The organism is Vibrio sp. La 4.2.2 (assembly GCF_027586995.1).
Taxonomy (GTDB): domain Bacteria; phylum Pseudomonadota; class Gammaproteobacteria; order Enterobacterales; family Vibrionaceae; genus Vibrio; species Vibrio mediterranei.
Window position 1 is genome coordinate 400335 of record NZ_JAPPTJ010000004.1, and the last position, 18373, is coordinate 418707.

16 protein-coding genes are annotated in these 18373 nt (G+C 44.9%); 2 read left to right on the plus strand and 14 right to left on the minus strand.

The genetic code is table 11. The features are described from left to right. Positions 1-12: 12 nt before the first annotated feature. Positions 13-795: a DNA-binding transcriptional regulator KdgR gene (gene kdgR / locus OH456_RS11175; RefSeq protein WP_006069853.1), complete on the plus strand. Its 783-nt coding sequence runs from the start codon at positions 13-15 to the stop codon at positions 793-795. A 205-nt stretch (positions 796-1000) separates the two neighbouring features. Here the strand turns inward: kdgR and OH456_RS11180 are convergent, their stop codons facing one another. From OH456_RS11180 to OH456_RS11190, 3 genes are all read right to left on the minus strand, one after another. Beyond that, entirely contained in the window at positions 1001-2947 is a 1947-nt protein-coding gene (locus OH456_RS11180; RefSeq protein WP_270033467.1) for a TRAP transporter large permease, read from the minus strand. A gap of 72 nt (positions 2948-3019) precedes the next feature. Beyond that, positions 3020-4009, minus strand: coding sequence for a TRAP transporter substrate-binding protein DctP (dctP, locus tag OH456_RS11185; protein ID WP_270033468.1), 990 nt, complete (start codon positions 4007-4009; stop codon positions 3020-3022). Positions 4010-4045: 36 nt separating this feature from the next. Further along, on the minus strand, positions 4046-5215 hold the full coding sequence (locus OH456_RS11190) for a glycoside hydrolase family 88 protein (RefSeq protein WP_252039275.1): 1170 nt from the start codon (positions 5213-5215) through the stop codon (positions 4046-4048). Between the two features lie 282 nt (positions 5216-5497). Between OH456_RS11190 and OH456_RS11195 the strand changes: the two genes are divergently transcribed. Beyond that, complete coding sequence (locus OH456_RS11195; RefSeq protein WP_270033469.1) at positions 5498-6562, plus strand: LacI family DNA-binding transcriptional regulator; 1065 nt, start codon at positions 5498-5500, stop codon at positions 6560-6562. Positions 6563-6644: 82 nt separating this feature from the next. On the opposite strand, the gene OH456_RS11200 is transcribed toward OH456_RS11195, so the two are convergent. The 11 genes from OH456_RS11200 to glgB all read right to left on the minus strand — a co-directional run bounded on the left by OH456_RS11200 (position 6645) and on the right by glgB (position 18176). Next, positions 6645-7733, minus strand: a complete 1089-nt coding sequence (locus tag OH456_RS11200) for an alkene reductase (RefSeq protein ID WP_270033470.1) — start codon at positions 7731-7733, stop codon at positions 6645-6647. Positions 7734-7865: 132 nt separating this feature from the next. After that, a complete protein-coding gene (locus OH456_RS11205) occupies positions 7866-8747 on the minus strand; it encodes a LysR family transcriptional regulator (RefSeq protein ID WP_031493939.1) in 882 nt (293 codons plus the stop codon). 40 nt (positions 8748-8787) lie between these two features. After that, entirely contained in the window at positions 8788-9315 is a 528-nt protein-coding gene (locus OH456_RS11210) for a hypothetical protein (protein WP_006069846.1), read from the minus strand. Between the two features lie 366 nt (positions 9316-9681). After that, a complete protein-coding gene (locus OH456_RS11215; protein ID WP_006069845.1) occupies positions 9682-10068 on the minus strand; it encodes an MAPEG family protein in 387 nt (128 codons plus the stop codon). A gap of 182 nt (positions 10069-10250) precedes the next feature. Further along, positions 10251-11081: an alpha/beta fold hydrolase gene (locus OH456_RS11220; RefSeq protein ID WP_198559256.1), complete on the minus strand. Its 831-nt coding sequence runs from the start codon at positions 11079-11081 to the stop codon at positions 10251-10253. A gap of 63 nt (positions 11082-11144) precedes the next feature. Then, positions 11145-11708, minus strand: coding sequence for a chalcone isomerase family protein (locus tag OH456_RS11225; protein ID WP_270033471.1), 564 nt, complete (start codon positions 11706-11708; stop codon positions 11145-11147). Between the two features lie 59 nt (positions 11709-11767). Further along, positions 11768-12628, minus strand: coding sequence for a hypothetical protein (locus OH456_RS11230; protein ID WP_006069842.1), 861 nt, complete (start codon positions 12626-12628; stop codon positions 11768-11770). A gap of 57 nt (positions 12629-12685) precedes the next feature. Continuing rightward, complete coding sequence (locus OH456_RS11235) at positions 12686-13852, minus strand: DUF5692 family protein (RefSeq protein ID WP_270033472.1); 1167 nt, start codon at positions 13850-13852, stop codon at positions 12686-12688. Between the two features lie 123 nt (positions 13853-13975). Next, positions 13976-14878 (minus strand): hypothetical protein, encoded by a 903-nt coding sequence (locus OH456_RS11240; RefSeq protein WP_006069840.1) that lies wholly within the window; start codon positions 14876-14878, stop codon positions 13976-13978. 390 nt (positions 14879-15268) lie between these two features. Next, a complete protein-coding gene (locus OH456_RS11245; protein WP_270033473.1) occupies positions 15269-15901 on the minus strand; it encodes a TetR/AcrR family transcriptional regulator in 633 nt (210 codons plus the stop codon). Positions 15902-15992: 91 nt separating this feature from the next. Further along, positions 15993-18176 (minus strand): 1,4-alpha-glucan branching protein GlgB, encoded by a 2184-nt coding sequence (gene glgB, locus OH456_RS11250; RefSeq protein WP_270033474.1) that lies wholly within the window; start codon positions 18174-18176, stop codon positions 15993-15995. Positions 18177-18373: the final 197 nt, after the last annotated feature.

An 18373-nucleotide genomic window follows, 5' to 3' on the forward strand; every position in this document is an offset into this window, starting at 1 on the left:
AAAGGAAGATAGATGGATAAGTCCACGCAGCCAGAAGCCGTGTCCTCGGTACTCAAAGTGTTCAATATTCTGCAAGCCTTGGGCGAGCAAAAGGAAATTGGCGTTTCAGAACTATCACAAAGACTCATGATGTCAAAAGCGACGACCTATCGTTTCCTACAAACCATGAAAACACTCGGTTACGTTTCTCAAGAAGGAGAAGCAGATAAGTACGCACTTACTCTTAAAATGTTCGAACTTGGTTCGAAATCATTGGAGTTTGTCGACCTTATTGATATTGCAGATAAAGAAATGCGTGAGATTAACAAAGTGACTAATGAAACGGTTCACTTGGGTTCTATTGACGATGGTTCGATCATCTATTTACACAAAATAGATTCAAGCTATCACTTACGTATGCATTCTCGGGTAGGCCGCCGCAATCCACTCTACAGCACAGCGATAGGTAAAGTGCTACTTTCCCACCTTCCTGACGCAGAAGTTCGTGTAATATTAGACACGGTCGAATTCATCAAACACACAGACAAAACCCACGACAACACAGAGCAACTGATTGAAGAGCTGAATACCGTTCGTGAATGTCATTATGGTGAAGACAACGAAGAGCAAGAGCCTGGACTACGTTGCATCGCTGTCCCTGTTTACGACCGTTTCGGCCATGCTATCGCTGCAGTCTCAGTCTCCTTCCCCATCATCCGTTTCGACGAAGAGAAGAAAGCAGAATACATCACTCTCCTACACAATGCCGGAAGGACCATTTCTGAGCAGTTGGGTTATCACAATTATCCTGTTTAGAAAAAGGCTAAAAAAGCCCTCATTTAATCTTTGAGGGCTTTTGGTATCCAAATACGCTCATATACTTTCATTCTACCAATATTAATGAATCGTGCTTTGAACCATTGCTTAGCTATTTGGAATTATACATTTGATTACAGCATCTCGAAGCTAACCCTGAGTCTATATTGAATGTACCTTAGTTAACTACTTCATAAGCTTGTGTTCAATTGACACCGAACAACTGCGGTAAATACATGGTAAAGAATGGAAAATAAGTTATTAACATCAATCCAATAAATTGCAGCGCAAAAATAGGTAATAAAGGTTTAATTATATTTGTTATTTTTTCTCCCGTGACGCTGCAAGAAACAAACAGTACTGTTCCCACTGGCGGTGTAATTAATCCCATACAGAGGTTATAAACAATTACTACGCCAAACTGAACCGGATCAATACCTAACATCATCGCGACAGGGTAGAAGATAGGGGTAAATATCAACAATGCGGGTGCCATATCCATAAAGATACCCACAGCCAACAAAGTTAGGTTCATCAGCAATAACAGCAACAGTTTGTTTTCAGTCACACCGATGAGCATCTCACCAATCGCATCAGGAATGCTCGCAAACGTCATGCTCCAGCTCATCAATCCGGAACAAGCGATTAAGAACAGAATCACAGAAGAAGTCAGCGCCGAATCAAACAGTACCTTTGGCAACGATTTCAAGCTCATGGTGCGATAAGCAAACGACAGAACCAAGCTATACAGCACGGCAATACCACCAGCTTCAATTGCGGTGAATACACCAGACAAAATACCACCGATAATAACGAAAATCATCGTAAGGCTTGGTAACGTCTTCCATACCGTCAATGCTATCTGCTTCCAATGGTACTGCGTATTGTCGACGGGGTATTTGAGCTTTTTGGCATAAAAGTAAGCCACAATCATCACAGACAACCCCATCATGATTCCAGGTAAGTAACCTGCTAGGAACATAGCGGCGATCGATGCACTTCCACCGGTGATCATGGAGTAGATAATGAATATCCCCGTCGGAGGTATCATCATCCCTGTTGGCGCGGATGCGGCGTTAATCGCAGTTGAGATAGGCATGTCATAGCCTTTCTCTTTCGCCATTGGTGAAATAATGCCACCAATAGCGGTAGAAGCCGCGATGCCCGAACTGGATAGACAACCAAACAACATGTTAGACAGTACATTCGCTTGCCACAGGCTTCCCGGAATACGTCGGCCTAGCAACATCGCTAAATCGATCAAACGTCTCGCAATCCCGCCTTGGTTCATGATATTGCCTGCCAAGATGAAAAATGGCAGAGCCAAGAACCCAAAGCTTTCTAGGCCACCGAACAACTTTTCACTCGCGGTCACCATCAAGACATCGGCATCAATTTGCAGCGACAATACCCACAAGCCAGAGAAGGCGAGTCCTACAGAAATGGGAATATTCATTGCCAACAAAAAGAAAAACGCACTAAATAACAAGACAGTAGAGGTCACTTCTAAATGCTCATCAACTAAATACTCATACCACTGCGTTTGCTGCAGAGCTCCCCACACCCAATAGCTAAGGATACCAATGGAGATCATCACCGCTGCGGTGATCACGGTTGAGCGTCCAAGCCCCACCAGCTCAATCACTCTTTTAAGCTGCATCAGTACAAAAAACACACCAGACAGCACCAAAATGCTTTGCAGAACCGACATAGATATCTGCAACATCGGAGAGGTAAACGCCGAGTTCTTCTGCATCGCGTTATAACCACCGTAGATGATGATTGCCGCCAACAGCACGGTTAACAGCGCGCTAAAGATAGTGAGCCATTTCTGATGACGCTCAGAAAGCGCGTCATAAATGATAGGCAGACTTAAATGAAATCCTTTGGAAAAGCATATCGATGAACCGATAAAGCTTAACCAAATCATCAAGTAGATCAGCATCTCCTGTGACAACCCACTTGGGTCATTGAGCACATAACGGGTAAACACCTGATAGATGATCAGAACGCTCATGATGCCCAATATGACAGTGACAGTTTTTAACAACGCCACTTCACAGACGTGACACATTTGATAAAGAGCACGTTCAAATCGAGCCAGCGCAGATTCGTTGGGGTTATCGTCTAATCTCATGAGCTTTTCACGCATAACACACTCCTAGATTGCGCAAAGAGGAAAAAGGAGTGAAGCCATTGCTGACAATGACCCCACCCCAGGGGGTTAAAGAGAACGCTCTTGAAGCTCAAACATCTCTTTCAAGAATGGGCCTTTGTCGGGGTCTGCAAAAGCTCTTTCATAGATGGGCTTCATTGAATCGATCAGCGGTTGTTTATCAATTTCGACAAACTTAACCCCTAAATTCTTCTCGGCAAGATCCATAGACTCTTGTGCGTCAGCCATGATGACTTCTAGCGATTTATCACTGGTCGCTTGCATGATTCGTTTGACGGTCGCAGCATCTTCCTCAGACATCTTGCCCAGCGCCTTCTCATTGATGACAATGAGATCAACCATGCGAGTTTGCTCCGTTAGCACACCGTACTTCGCGTACTCACCAAACTTGATATCCCAAAGCGTGCCAAGGCCACCTTCACCACCATCAATCATGCCTTGCTGCATTGCTGAATAAATTTCCGTAAAGTCGAGTGGCGTTGGAGATGCCCCCATCAGCTTAAGCATCTCCATATAAGTCGGGCTTGCCATGCTTCTTAGCTTAAGACCTTTGATATCTTCGACGGTTTCAACAGGCTTGGTTGAGTAAATGCTGCGTGGACCAGTATCCATAAACCCAACCACTTCAAAACCTTTCGAATTCGTGGTCTGGAACAGATCCTTTTGCACCAAATCACTGTTCATCACCTGCTTGAACTCATCAAAGCTACGGAAGATGAACGGCAGATTGAGTACGCCAAACTTAGGCTCGATGTTTTCCATCATCGCACTATTAACCAGTCCCATATCCACTACACCGCTTTGGATCTGTTGCAGATATTGCGCTTGTCCACCTAAAGTGCCATTGGCAAAGACTTTAATTTTGACGCGCTTATCTGTCTCTTTGGTGACGTTTTGAGCAAACTCCTGCAGCAGTTTACCTGTCGCACTGTCCGCTGGTACGTTAGATGCCAGCTTAAAGGTTTTGGCTATCACGCTTGGTGCTGATACCAGCAGTAGGGTCGACATAATCACTGTCGCTAGGTTCTTAAATTTCATAATAATGTTCCTTATTGGATGTAAGTGATTGTACTATCACCAAAAAAAGTTCGTGTGCCCCATAGCACGCAATACGGCTTCGTAGTAGTAGTAATCGCCGTATGGCAACATTGAGTTGGCCAGATAATCGAGGTCAAGATCATGCGCGACATGAACAAACGACGCCGCTTGATTGAGTAGCCCTTGAGCTTCTGGAATATTAGTGAGATCGCACTCGTCTCTGAGCGCACCAAGCATCTTGAGTCCAAACTGATGGTATTGCTGCGCTCGCTCACCATCACCGAATTTCTCCAACACTTGGCTAAGCAATAACGCCCCTGCTGACGTCACCGATCCGGCAGAACTGTCTTTGTAAGGTACTTCATGCTCTGGCAAGCGGTAGTCCCAAATAGGGATACAGTCATCGCTAATATGTTCCATAACAAAATCAAGCAGCTTGGCACTGATGTCGGCATAGCGCTTTTCACCCGACATTAATGCCAACTGAGCAAAGCCATGGATAGCCCAAGCCTGCCCTCTCGCCCAGCAAGATTCGTCAGCGTAGCCTTGATAATTGCAGCCGCGGATAGGCTCATTGGTCGTAGTGTCAAAATCGAAGGTGTGATACGAGCTCCAGTCGTCACGAATGATGTGTTGGATCGTGGTTTCTGCTTGAGCGATAGCGACAGTTTTAAATGACTCAATGTTAGTCTCAGAATACGCCCACATAAGAAGCGGCAGGTTTTCCATGCAATCAATAATAATCTTGCCCTGGATTTGCTCTGCGTGCTCCTTGCCCTCAGAGCCCGCTGTCCACGCGACTAAATAGTTACCATTCCAGTTAAAACGGTTTCGCAGCGCTTCCGCCGCACGCAGCGCCAACGCTCGTGACTCTTTATTACCTGTTAACTTGTAATCCGCGACAGCACTCAAGCTAAACTGAAATCCAAGGTCATGGTTCATTTGAATAGGTGTTGCCAGAATGCGCTCCAAATGGCCGTAACGCATTCTTGCTAAATTACGATACTTACTTTCGCCGGAAACCATGTAAGCCAACCATAACTGCCCAGTCCAAAAAGAATCGGTCCAAAAAATGTCTTTGTGATAACGCCATTGATAATCGGTTGGGCTCATCCCCACCATTGGATTGCGCAGTCCAATGCGCGGCGCATTACGCTCAATGCTCGCCAAAATATCTTGGCTCATCGTTTCATATAAAGAACTCATGATTCACTACTTCCTAATCGATTCATTGGTTTGATTATTAGGTTAGTGACTTCGTTATCGATAAACCGTGACTATCGGTGAGTTTGAAACAAGGAGATCCACTGAAACGTTTCATGAATTGTTTCAGTAAAAACCTCGTGTTCTCGCTCTGTTTCAAAGTTTTGGAGGCGTTACACTATTTGTACTTCGGAAAAGATCGAATTTTGGCAAGTAACTAACTAATTCTCATTGGAATTTTTCATTCGAATAGTGAGAACAGGTAGCCGATAAGAGAAGCAGAACATGGCAAAAAGAAACAAAACTACTCTGACTGATATCGCTAATATGTGTGGCGTATCGAAAGCCACGGTCTCTCGAGTCATCAATCAAAGTGAGCTGGTCAGTGATAATGTGGTAAAACGGGTTCGTGAGGCTCTTCATGCCAATGGTTATCGACGCAGACAACCAAAGATCAATATCCCAATGCCTGTCAGCAAGATAATGGTTCTTGGCGAGCAAGACCTCAACTCACCTCATAGTTTCTTCGGATCGATACTGCGAGATCTAAAACATCATTGCATGGATTTAGACATCACCATCGAACTGGTATTTCGTTCGCAGCTCAGTATCACTGATACCGAGCAAATCCTCACACGAGCTCAAGCAATCATCGTACTGGGGATGGATGATGAAGAGCTGCTGACTATGTTACGCGCAACGCACTTGCCTGTTCTACTCATCAATGGGTACGACCCCAAAATGCAGTTCCCCAGCGTGACTCCTGATTATTACTTGGGTGGTCAACTTGCAGCTGATTATCTTTTTGAGCTCGGGCACAAGAAAATAAAATGCATCACAGCCAACATCAAACCCACCGTCTATCAACGAACTGAAGGTTTCAAACGCAGTCTTTGGAGCAGAGGGATTACCTCCCCAGGCTCTGCCATTGTTGACCTAGCTCCGTACATTTTAGAAACGGGCAATTTATCTGAAGACGTAAAACACTTAGGTACCGATTTTGGCGCACATAAGTGGATCCCAGAGATGATAAGAAACGGTGAGTTTTCGGATTGTACGGCAATATTCTGTATCTGTGATATGGTCGCGATGACGTTAATCGAAGCACTGAGAACCCAAGGCATACGTGTACCTGACGATATCTCTGTACTGGGTTTTGATGATGTCGATATCGCCGAGCTGTCTACCCCACCACTAACCACCATACGTACCGATCATAAACGGATTGCCAAAGTTGCTATTCACAACCTTATCCAATCAATAAACGAAGGTGGTGATACCGTCACTCGAACCTGCGTCTCAGTGTCATTGGTTAAAAGACAAACTTGTCGGGAATATAAGAACGGCTGATACTCCTAATGCCAGTTATGAATACAACAAAGGCGAGTATTCAATCATGAATGCTCGCCTTTTCAGTTATAGGCAGCTTAGCTTATTGATACTCGGGATAATCGATATACCCCTTCTCATCACCACCATATAGACTCAGCCTTGCATCGGCATCAAACTCAGCAAGTGGCCAGTTGTTTTTAAAACGCGCCACAAGATCTGGGTTGGTCACATACGGTGTGCCAAACGCCACAAGGTCGGCGTAATTGTTTTCAAGCAGTGCCATGGCACTCTCTTTAGTCAACTTGCCTGCAATCATCACTGGGTTTGGGTAAATGTCACGTACCTCTTTACGGAATAACTCTGGTGCTTCAACATAACGCGAGATGTTTTCAGAGAAATGCACATAAGCAAGATTCATTGGAGCCAGCGCGACAAGTGCCTTTTTCACCACTTCCACAATCTCTGGATCTTCTTCAGCAAAACCTTCCATGACGTGCGGCGAAACACGAACCGCGACTTTGTCACCACCGATTTCATTCACTACCGCTTGCATCACCTCAACAAGAAAACGGATACGGTTTTCTTGAGAGCCACCATATTGGTCAGTACGTTGGTTGCTAGAAAGTCGCATGAACTGGTCTAGCAGGTAGCCGTGCGCCGCATGAATTTCAATGCCATCAAAACCTGCTTCGATAGCGTTTTTCGCGGCTTGCACATAATCAGCAATAGTTTGCTTAATATCTTGCTCAGTCATCGCGCGTGGTTCGCCGGTTTCAATCATACCGAAGCCACCTTCTGGTAGCGGACCAAATACTTGGTCAGCCTCTTTAATGGCCGATGCCGACAAAACCTGCTCACCTGTGATGGATTCATGGCTGCGACGACCCACGTGCCAAAGCTGAATGAATACTTTACTGCCTTGGTCATGAATCGCTTTAGTGACTTTTTTCCAGCCATCGATGTGCGCTTGGGTATAGATACCCGGAGTCAGAGAGTAACCACGACCAATAGCCGAGATGGGCGCACCTTCTGTGATGATAAGGCCCGCATTTGCACGCTGTGCATAGTAAGTCGCCATCATGTCATTTGGCACATCGCCTGGCTGAGTGGTGCGAGAACGAGTCATTGGTGCCATCGCAATGCGATTGCTTAGTTCAAGTTTGCCGTAGTTGAAGTGAGAAAAGATCATGTTGTATGCCCTCAATATCGTAATGGGGACATTCTAGCGACGAGTCACCTCTAGATTGAGAGCAATAATCACAAATGGCTTTTGTCAAAAATGCAAAAGCCACGGCGACAAAAAACAAAAAGGGAGATAAGACTACAGCGATAGTCTAGGCTGAATAAATTCAATAAACGCCGTAATGCGGCGCGCTACCGACGACGAACGGTAATAGACGGCATTGACTTGCTCGCGACCTGTCGTAGTGAGTTTTTCTGACTCTAGAAGTGGTACCAAAAGCCCTTCTTCAATATCTTGTTTGACCATAAAGCCCGACATACACGCAATCCCATTACCCGCCAGAGTTAACTGGCGCACCGTCTCACCGTTACTCGACACCATACTTGGCCGAATCGTAGGGTTGCCGGGTAGTGGCCATTGGTTGAGTACTTTCGCTCCGACAAAACCAATCAAACTATGAGTGCTCAAGTCAGTAGCTGATTTGGGATAACCACGCCGTGCAAGGTAATCGGGTGACGCGACGAGATACAATAGACTCTTTCCCAACGGCTTGGCATGCAATGTTGAGTCGGTTAATTTACCTATACGAATCGCAACATCAGTGCGCTTCTCAAGTAAATCAACAAAACCCTCGTTGGAGGTCAGCTCAAGCTCAATATCTGGGTACTCTCTATTAAACTCAGCGATAAGTGGCACCAGTTGATGCAGTACAAATGGGCTTGCAGCATCGACTCTCAATCGCCCTTTTGGCAGCTCACCTCTAGCCATAATCTCCTCTTCGGTCTGCTGCAGAACACGCAGCCCTTCACGGACTCCGTCGACAAACTGACGACCTTCGTCTGTGAGCTCAATGCGGCGAGTCGTACGGTTTAAAAGCGTGACACCAAGTTGACTCTCAAGCTTACTAACACTGCGAGACACCTTCGCCACTTGAATGTCGAGCACTTCTGCGGCAGCGGAAAAACCGCCACTATCTACGACAGAAAGTAATATTTCCAGATCATCGGAACGAGTGAGCATATTTATTTCATAAATTGCAAAAGTTATGCCTTAGAGTATATCAATTCGGCAATGATCTGCGAGAAAGATCACGAGCTAAAATCAATGCCAGCCCGAGAATTTGCAGAAATACCGCGATGTTTTTGTAGTACACCATGTCTTCTTCGACGCTTGCTAACGTTTCGGACAGCCCTAAATTGTCGAGATAAAGCTCATCAATCAAATCACGCTGCGTGTCCTGCGCGCTATTGATGATAGTCATTAATTCAGGGAGGTGTTTACGATGAATAGGAGGGACATGAACTGCGACCCATTGAGATAGCTGCCCTCTCAACATATCCGCTATATCAGTATAGATATCATCGCCATCAAGATGCAGCAGTAGCGCTTCGCGCTTTCGTTCAAGCGTTTCCACTTGGTTCCACGCGAGCTGTATCGAATACAGATTTGTCTCTTTACGCTCTTGAATGAGAGCAATATCGCTCGACATTTTGTCTAGCACTTGGCTTGAAAGCACAATAGCCATTACATTAAGGATAAGACCAATGGAGACCATCATCCAAGCTGGCGGCAGTAATGCTCTTGTCATCTTTATCTCCCTCTGTTTTTATTCAGTGTAGGCAACAATCGTGATTCGTCACACAACAGGTATCGAAACCAACAGGGTATGGGATTTGGCGATACGGTCGAAGATAACTTTACTACTTACAGTATTCGCTGTGATGAATGATTGAAATTGCTAACCACCTTAGATCTTGCTCAAGACTTAGATGAAGAAAACGCTATAGTGGATTCGGTATTTAAAGTCGACAACAACATACTGCAGGCTTTCGAGGGACAACTACTCTCAAACAGCAACTTCAAGATATGAAAAAGAAAATTGTCGAGATTGAGGCTAAGTACTCTACTGGTTTTAGCCTCTTATCACCGGGAAATAGAAAGTAAAATCGCTGCACTACCAAAGCTTATCAAAAGGAAGATACACAAGGTTTGAGACAATAAGACCTGCCATAGCAAAAATAGTGATTTGCATTCCCCTAACTCTACCTTTGAAGCGTTTGTTAAGTATCCCGTGGGCGTGAAGGCAGCGCCCCACAACAAAGCTCACCCCAATAACATGAATCCAAATCGCGGGCGCTCCGTTATACTCCACAAAAGCCATGAGCATTAGAGTAATAGGAATATAGTCGACAGCATTCCCTTGTGCGCTTCTCGCAATTTGCAAGGCTTCCACACCACCATCGGCATAAGCGATCTGATTCGATCTTCGCTGTTTGATTACCTGAAATGACAGCCAGATCATTAAAGAAGCAAGAAGAGAGCCGTACAACGCAGTTATCATCAATAAACCTTATTTTTTATTAAGTTAAGTCTATTGAGTGTAGACAAGAATCTCTGTATCTCCACTGGTAATGCCAACAGCTTTAAATAAGACTCAAAAGAAAAAAACGCCGCGAAGCTCAAGAGCAGCGGCGTTAAAGACAGGGGGATTTACTCATTAAAATTGGATGCTTACATCGTTCGCTAGGCCGAAGTCTGTAAATCTAATGGCGCCAATAAAGCATCCGATTCCGCAAGCCATTGCTCGACTATGCGATTAAACGTCTCAGGTTGCTCGGCCATAACCCAATGATGCGTGGACAATCCCACCACTTTATTTCCTTCGATATTCGCCATTTTTCTCTGCCAGGACTTAGAATGAAACATTCCTACTTTTTCTCTCCCGTAGATAAACAAAAATGGCACCTGAATATCCAAAGGAATCGTACCAAGTTCGCGCCTCATAAACGCAGAACTCCAACGCCAATGGTAAGGATAATTCATTCCTGAATGAATCCGTGATGCTTCACCCGGTGCCCCAAATACATGCGCCATTTTACGTGTCATCCAATCTCCAAGCTTTCCTCCCAAGTTCCATGCAAGCATCAACCAAAGTTGATACCCCAGCAGGATAACTTTAGCTTTTGCCGATAATTGCAAATCCTTAGAGCTTGCATCACCAATATCTACGCCAATAATACGTTCGACCTTCTCAGGGTTTCTCATCGCGTACTGATAGCCAAATACGCAGCCCCAGTCATGAAGAAGTAGCGTCACCGGTTTACCTTCGGAGATTCTGTCAATGATGCTGTCGAAGAGCATCAACATAGTATTCAAGTCATAATACTGACGTGGTTGTCCATGCTCATATCCTGGTAGTGAAAATCTCACACAACGGTAGCGCGACTTGAATCGCTCTACTTGGTGATCCCATAAACGATAGGTATCAGGCCAACCATGTATCATTACAATGGTATGCGCTCCCTCACCTTCAATATGAACATCTATACCCTCAATAACTTGTCGTTGTTCCATTTTTACCTCCTGCCCAGCAGATAGGGTCAGTTATTGTTATTTATTGATTTAGCATGCAACAACCTATTGAGATAGCATGTCTTTTTTCAATGATTTATCAGTCGGTTTGTCACCCAACCAGACCGATAATAGTGCGCGCCGAAACGCGTCACCTTCCACTAAAACAAGCATTTCACCATTTTTGTAGCTATAAATACCTATTTCAGGTGCACTTACTAAGGTGAATTGGTCACCCTCTGATATATCATTTGCAAAGGTCATTTCGACAAACCGATTAATACTGGAATCTATTGGTGTGGTATTCCCATCAGTCGCATTGTTAAAACCTTCATTAAGTGCATCAGCTAACTTTTCCTTGGTGATCATGCTAGAAGTAATATTTAACCGTATTGCTGAAGGTTGATCGCCTCTGATAAGTGAAGCGGCCTCGGTAGAAGGCAAAGAGGTGAAAAGCGATCCAACGTACAAATCCATAAAGAACTTACTGCGTACCCCCGCCCCATTGAGCTGTAGTTCTGTCTGTTGAATCGCCAGAGTGTCTGGTACATCTACGCCACTAACGATTTTTGCCTCGGCGGTAACCGATACCACAGCAGCAAGTAAGGTTATTAATCTCGGAAATTTCATGGTTGCTCCTTGTGACCCCTAGTCCTAGGGGTCATGTGGTGGAATTAAGTCTACGAAAGTTAAAACGCGTAGTTATACTCCAGCCAGAATTTGTCAGATGAACCACTTTCCGAATAACTATGGAAGTTGAGACGCAAATTTTGGCGATTGGTGATCTGATAACCTAGGGTCAGTTCAATTTGCTGCGGGCTGAGTTCTAAACCGCCCTCAGAAACAGGAGCATCCCAGCTCTTACCACCAAACGCATCGGTATAAGTCCATGCACCTAAAATCCACCAAGTGTCGTTAAACTTATAGCGCCCATATACTTTGACGGAGTAGATGGTAGAAGCCCAATCAATACCGCTACTGCTCAGGTTATTGGCAGCAACCAATCCCGGGTCATAGCTAGCAAGTTTACTGGTGTTATCTTCCATAATTACTCCTCCAGCCATCAACACTGGCCAGATAAAGGCGTTATCACCAATCGGTAATGTTGCCACCGCACCCGCTTGTACTACTGCTGTTTGACCATAGAATGGGTGATCTTTGACGACCGCATCGACCATATGTCCTAAACCATTAGTTGTGTTTACCGAACCATAACGAAAACGGTAATTTCGATTAGTCGTTTTGTCGTTCATTTGAGGAACCACCATTCCCCCCATGACCGTTGTACCAGAAAACTTAGGCGCCCCTCCTTCTTGGTCGAATACATCGTTAAACTCTAGAATGAACCCCGACTTACGATCGGCATTCGGGTCAGACAACATGTACATGGCTTTAAGGTTCATTCCTTCGTTGCCATACCCCACGCCGAGTGCGGTATATGCTTCGGTTGGACTCGACATGTCAATTTGCTGTTCACTCTTTTCATCAGCAAGCACAGCACCAGAACAAACAAGAGCGATTGAGGTCATTGGAATTAGGTAAGATTTCATAATTAGGCTCCACTACAATATTTAGTCATACAATTGATTTATTTAATATTTTTATAGTTAGGAAAGAACTGACGTTATGCGCTGTTCGCGCGTTTTTCTAAAAAACAACCAGGCATAGATACCGTTTGCCACAAAGCTCGCCAATCCCGCTAATAACATGAGCTCATCGTTGCGCGGCAGCACCACCACGTTGCTTTCGTACATAAATGGACAACTGAAGTAATACATAAAGGAACCCGCAAGCGTGAAGGCGCGCGCCTGCAACCAAGTACCTTTCTTGATAAACAGTGATGGCAAGGTCGCCGCCACCAGAACCATAGCCTGTGCTGTAGCGCTGCCAGGGAAGTTGAGGTAAACAAACACGATGTTCCAGATGTCGTAAGCGATGATCCAAAACGTGGTCATAGCAGGCCACACCATGTCTCTTTGTTTCGATTTGTCAGCGTGGATCTGTGCCCAACCCGCCAGAGTGATGATGGAGAGCAAACCACCAATCGCATTGAGAATGTTGGCCATGTTGCCCATGGTGAAATCTTGCAGCACCGCTTCTGAAATATTCAGCGCCAAGAACGCAGCGGCGCCAAAACGTGCCCACTTTTTATCGCCAATAGGGGTAAATCGGATAAGGGTAAACAGCGCGGCGGCACCGACTACCGAGTAAAGCTTGACCCACTTGAACCAGTAGGTAACACCATAACTACTAAATAGTGGAATTAGTGCAATCGGCAGTACGAACCAAAGTAGGTAGTTCGCCCACTTCACATGACGGCAAAGCTCATTGAGTGCAATCAAGCCAACCAGGACAAACAGCACATGCAGATAAGCACGGGTTTGATACAGTTTATGGAAGTTGCAATGATTTCCATCCTTGGTAAAGCGCATCTGATCGCGATCGGTATACGCAAAAGTAGCGTTATCAAAGTCCGTGATCTCATCGCCAGCATTGCTGCGGATCATGACTTGACCCTCTTCAATATGCCAATTCTGAACTTCGGTCTTGTTAAAGCCACCAGACTGTCTAAGCACTTTGACTTTGCCGTCCGCTAGGAACTCAAGGCGATAAAATAGACTGCCCTCGCCAGGGTCGCCATCAAAAGTACCTTGCCAAGTTTCGCCAATAAGTTGTTGTTCGTTATAGCCTTGGTCGGCTACTGCAAGCGGAGACATAAACGCCGCGCACAGTAGTACCAACAACGCCAAAATCTGTGTTGTTAATCTTTTCATACCATCACCTGTGTCAGGTTTTGAAGTGGTGGCCTAATAACGTCGTCATCAACTAGGCCACCGGGGGAAAGCTCTTTAGCTACTTGCCTATAAGCTATGTGCCTCTAAGCAATCTGCTTTTAACTATTTGGCGAGCGCCACTTTGTCGGGAGCTTCGTCGTACTCATTGACGCAGTCCGTTTTCAATGGAGGCTGATTGTCGCCATACGGTGGCTCCTTCTGCTCGCGCTGCTTTTTGAAGTACCAAATGACAAATGGAATGTGCATTGCGAGGTTGATAGCACCCCACCAATAAAGCACGCTTTCGTTACGCCACGCGCTGGAGTCCATGACTGGGGTAAACACATCGTGAATAGCCCGCACGAAGATGTGAAACGCCAGCGTATAAACACGAGCAATGATGTATAGCTCTGGACGTTTTTTGATGACGGGATACAGCTCAGCAGCAATCAAAATACAGAATGAGCTAGCGAAATAGCCGGTATTCTCACCATACACAAACGCAAGATTCCACGTGGTGTATAGGAAGTTCCAAGCGGCAGTGGAATAGAACAGCAGATCATTTGGCTTATCTTTCGAGATAAGCCAGTATTGTCGCACTCCGTTCTTGTAGCGTGGGAAAGGGATGGTGATACATAAAATCACGCCACAGATAAAGTTGAAGTAGTTGCCGGTTACCAGATCTTTCAGTGTCGCTTCAGCAATATTGAGAAATAGCACTCCGTACAGTACTTTCAATACCCAGTCACCACGAAAGAAACGTAATATCGCGTTAGGGTTCTCTCGGTAGTACCAAGCGAGCCGAGCAAGGCCAACCACCAAAGCCGTAGGAATAAGCACACTCACTGTTTTTGCCCAGCGGAACCAGCCATCCAACTGTTCAACCCACAATGGCGCGGTAAATAAAGTTGCAATCCAAATAAAGGCGGTTAGCCGGGGTGTCCGGCGCATGCCTTCGATGAGTAGTAGCAAAAAGACTATATACGAAGACATAGATACCACGTAATGCCAGGTTGGTATGTCCATAATACCTCCACGTTATTTTTATATAAAACCAATATTTAACTAAAAATTCATTACTATTATTCTTATTTATCAATATCTTACTCTAGAGCATTTACTCTATGTTTGAGTAATTACTCTAATTTCATTTCATGTTACATGTTGAGATCTTTTTCACGTTTTCAAAAATGGAAGCTAAGGTTGATGGTGATTTTTTAAGCTAATCACACAAACTCTATGAGGTTTATATAAAGCTGTGATCGGATTCACAGAAAGTTTTCAGACGAATGATTGGAGGAGTAAAAAAGTGGCATTGAGCCACCTAAAAATTCTTGGGAATGACTGAAAAGGGACAATTATATGTATACACTGAAGTTGCGATAGCAAGGAAAGGAGCAACTTCGAGTTCTAACGTTAAGTTGGAGACTGATATTTGAGTTTCAGCTTAGTGAGTACTACTTTGCCTTTGTCGGTACTATAAGGCCATAGTAAGACGATAAACTTACCAACACCTCGATTAACATCTGCTTTAGTGATCGATTTGCTTACTGAATTTGCCATTAAGTAACTTACCCAAAAGCCACCAACTACACGCATCAATTCAATCAACTCATCAATCTGGCTATCGTCGATAATAATAAACCCATCACGACGTAAATTGAGCACTGACTCACGGGCTCTTGCAACCAAAATATCGTGTGCTTGCAAGTAATCCCTATGCAGAGATTTGTCTCGCATTACTATTTCAGGCATGCTGGCATGAAAGAATCGAAATCGCCAAATACTACCAAACACTTCTTCACAATATCGCTGTAAGTATACTTCGGCGGGTGTATCACTAGATACTGGCACAAAGGATTCACGCACATAAGTAATGTATTCATCAAAAATCGATTTGATGATGTCTTCTTTATTGCGAAAGTAGTAGTAGAGATTACCAGGACTCATACCTAAGTGGGCAGCAATATGGTTGGTAGTAATGACGCGCTCACCTTTTTCATTAAATAGCTTCAAGCTGGCTTGGATAATTTTGTCTCGGGTTTTCATACTCAATTACGAATAGGCCTCGCTCGCGAGGCTTAACTTGCCTTGTACTGGAAAACAAAAGCCCCAACAATTTGCTGGGGCTTTTGTACTCTTAACCTTGATACTTATAGAATACCGTTGAAAGCGGTGGTAAGCGTAACGACAACGATTGTGGTTGTGCTTCACTTTCCATTTGCTCAGTCAATGCAGTTTGCACCGCACCAAACCCACTACCAGCATAGATAGAATCATCGGTATTTAACATCAGCTCATACTTACCTGCTAATGGCACACCTAAGCGGAAAGCTTCATGGGGTACAGGGGTAAAGTTACTGATCACTAACATACGTTCGCCTTCTTCACTGATACGTTCATGAGCGAGAATACTCGCTTCTGCCGCATCTTGAAGACGCCACTCAAAGCCTTTAGGTTCTGAGTCGAGTTCGAACAGTGATTTCTCATTACGATACAGTTTGTTTAAGTCACGCGTTAGCGCTTGCACGCCCTGATGACGGTCAAAATCTAACAAGAACCACTGTAACTGGTCATCGTGGTTCCACTCACCGGTTTGCCCAAACTCAGCTCCCATGAAGTTAAGCTTCTTGCCAGGTTGCGCATACATATAGCCTAAATACGCTCGTAAGTTGGCAGTTTGCTGCCACTCATCACCCGGCATTTTATTGTGAATAGAGTGCTTACCGTATACCACTTCATCGTGTGATAGTGAAAGAACATAGTTCTCACTATGGGCATAAACAAGCGGGAACGTGATGGTATCGTGATGGTATTTGCGGTTAATAGGATCTTCTTGAATATAAGAAAGACTGTCGTGCATCCACCCCATATTCCATTTAAACCCAAAACCTAAACCACCCATAAAGGTCGGAGCCGATACGCCAGGGAATGCGGTCGATTCTTCAGCAATGGTCATCGCATTCGGGAAGTGCTTGTAGACTTCTTCGTTCATCCACTTAAGGGTTGCGATAGCATCGTAATTTTCGCGACCGCCATCGACGTTTGGAATCCACTGATCGTGACTACGCGAATAGTCTAGATACAACATCGACGCAACGGCATCAACGCGAATACCATCAATATGGAACTGCTCAAACCAATAAAGCGCATTGGACACTAAAAAGCGACGAACATGTTCACGACCTAAATCGTAAATATAAGAATTCCAATCTTGGTGCCAGCCGCGACGCGGATCAGGATCGTGGAATAGAGGCGTACCATCGAAATTCGCCAAACCATGATCATCTGATGGGAAGTGTGCAGGTACCCAATCCAGTACAACACCTAAGCCTGCTTGGTGGCACTGATCTACGAAATACTTAAAGTCATCTGGGGAACCAAAGCGGCTCGTCGGTGCGAACAACCCGACTGGTTGATAGCCCCAAGAACCGTAGAATGGGTGTTCAGACACTGGCATTAACTCAACATGGGTATAACCCATATCGGTCAAATAAGGGATAAGTTCGGTGGCCAATTCACGATAAGTCAGGAAATCGCCATTATCATTGCGCTTCCACGAACCTGCATGCAACTCATAAAACGACAGCGCCTCTTTACGCTTTTCGGTGACAGGTCGAGATTGCCACTTTTCATCTTGCCAATCGTAGCGGTTATGATTGTAAGTCACTGATGAAAAAGAAGGGTATTGCTCGGAGTAGAAGCCCCAAGGATCCGCTTTATGCGGTAAGCCTTCACCATTCGGTCCTTTCAATTCAAATTTGTATTGTGCTCCTTCTGGCAGATTTGGAATAAAAATACCCCAAATTCCATAATCCAATCGCTGCATTGGATTACGGCGCCCATCCCAAGCATTGAAGCTACCTACTAAACTGACCGCTGTAGCATGTGGGGCATAAACCAAAAAGCGTGTTCCCTCAACGTTTTCACCGTCTCGCTCAAGCGAGATAAACTGTGAGCCCATATGGTGATACATCTCTTTTGGTGTATGTAACTCATCGTATTCAGCGTACAAAGCGTGATATTGGTATGGGTCATCCAGCATTTGCTCAGTACCATTCCAATCTACCGCTAACTGATAGTGAGTAAATCGCAGGTCCAAATCAGATTTGAGAACAAAACCTGACGCCTCATCTCTCACCATCGGTAGTCTTTCACCTGATGCTAGTTCAACGGCTACCCCATCGGCACCTGGCATCCATACTCTTAAGGCAATACCTTCTTCCTGTAGATAAGGTCCTAAGAATGAAAATGGATCAGCAAACGATGCACTCGAGAGTCGATCGTACGCCTGTTTTAGTTTTTTAAGCCCTTTATTATTCAACGTTCATCTCCCTCGACCTTAAATAGCCCCATGATTATTTTTTCGAAACCAATAGTTGGTTTCACTGACGTTTGAGGCACTATAAAAAAGCCCGCAAAGCGCGGGCTACCAGCAAGGTTTCATTGTACTTGATTGCACCTATACGGGAAGTGATTTAACCCTAATTTTCGGGTGCAATACGGTATTTTTACGCACTT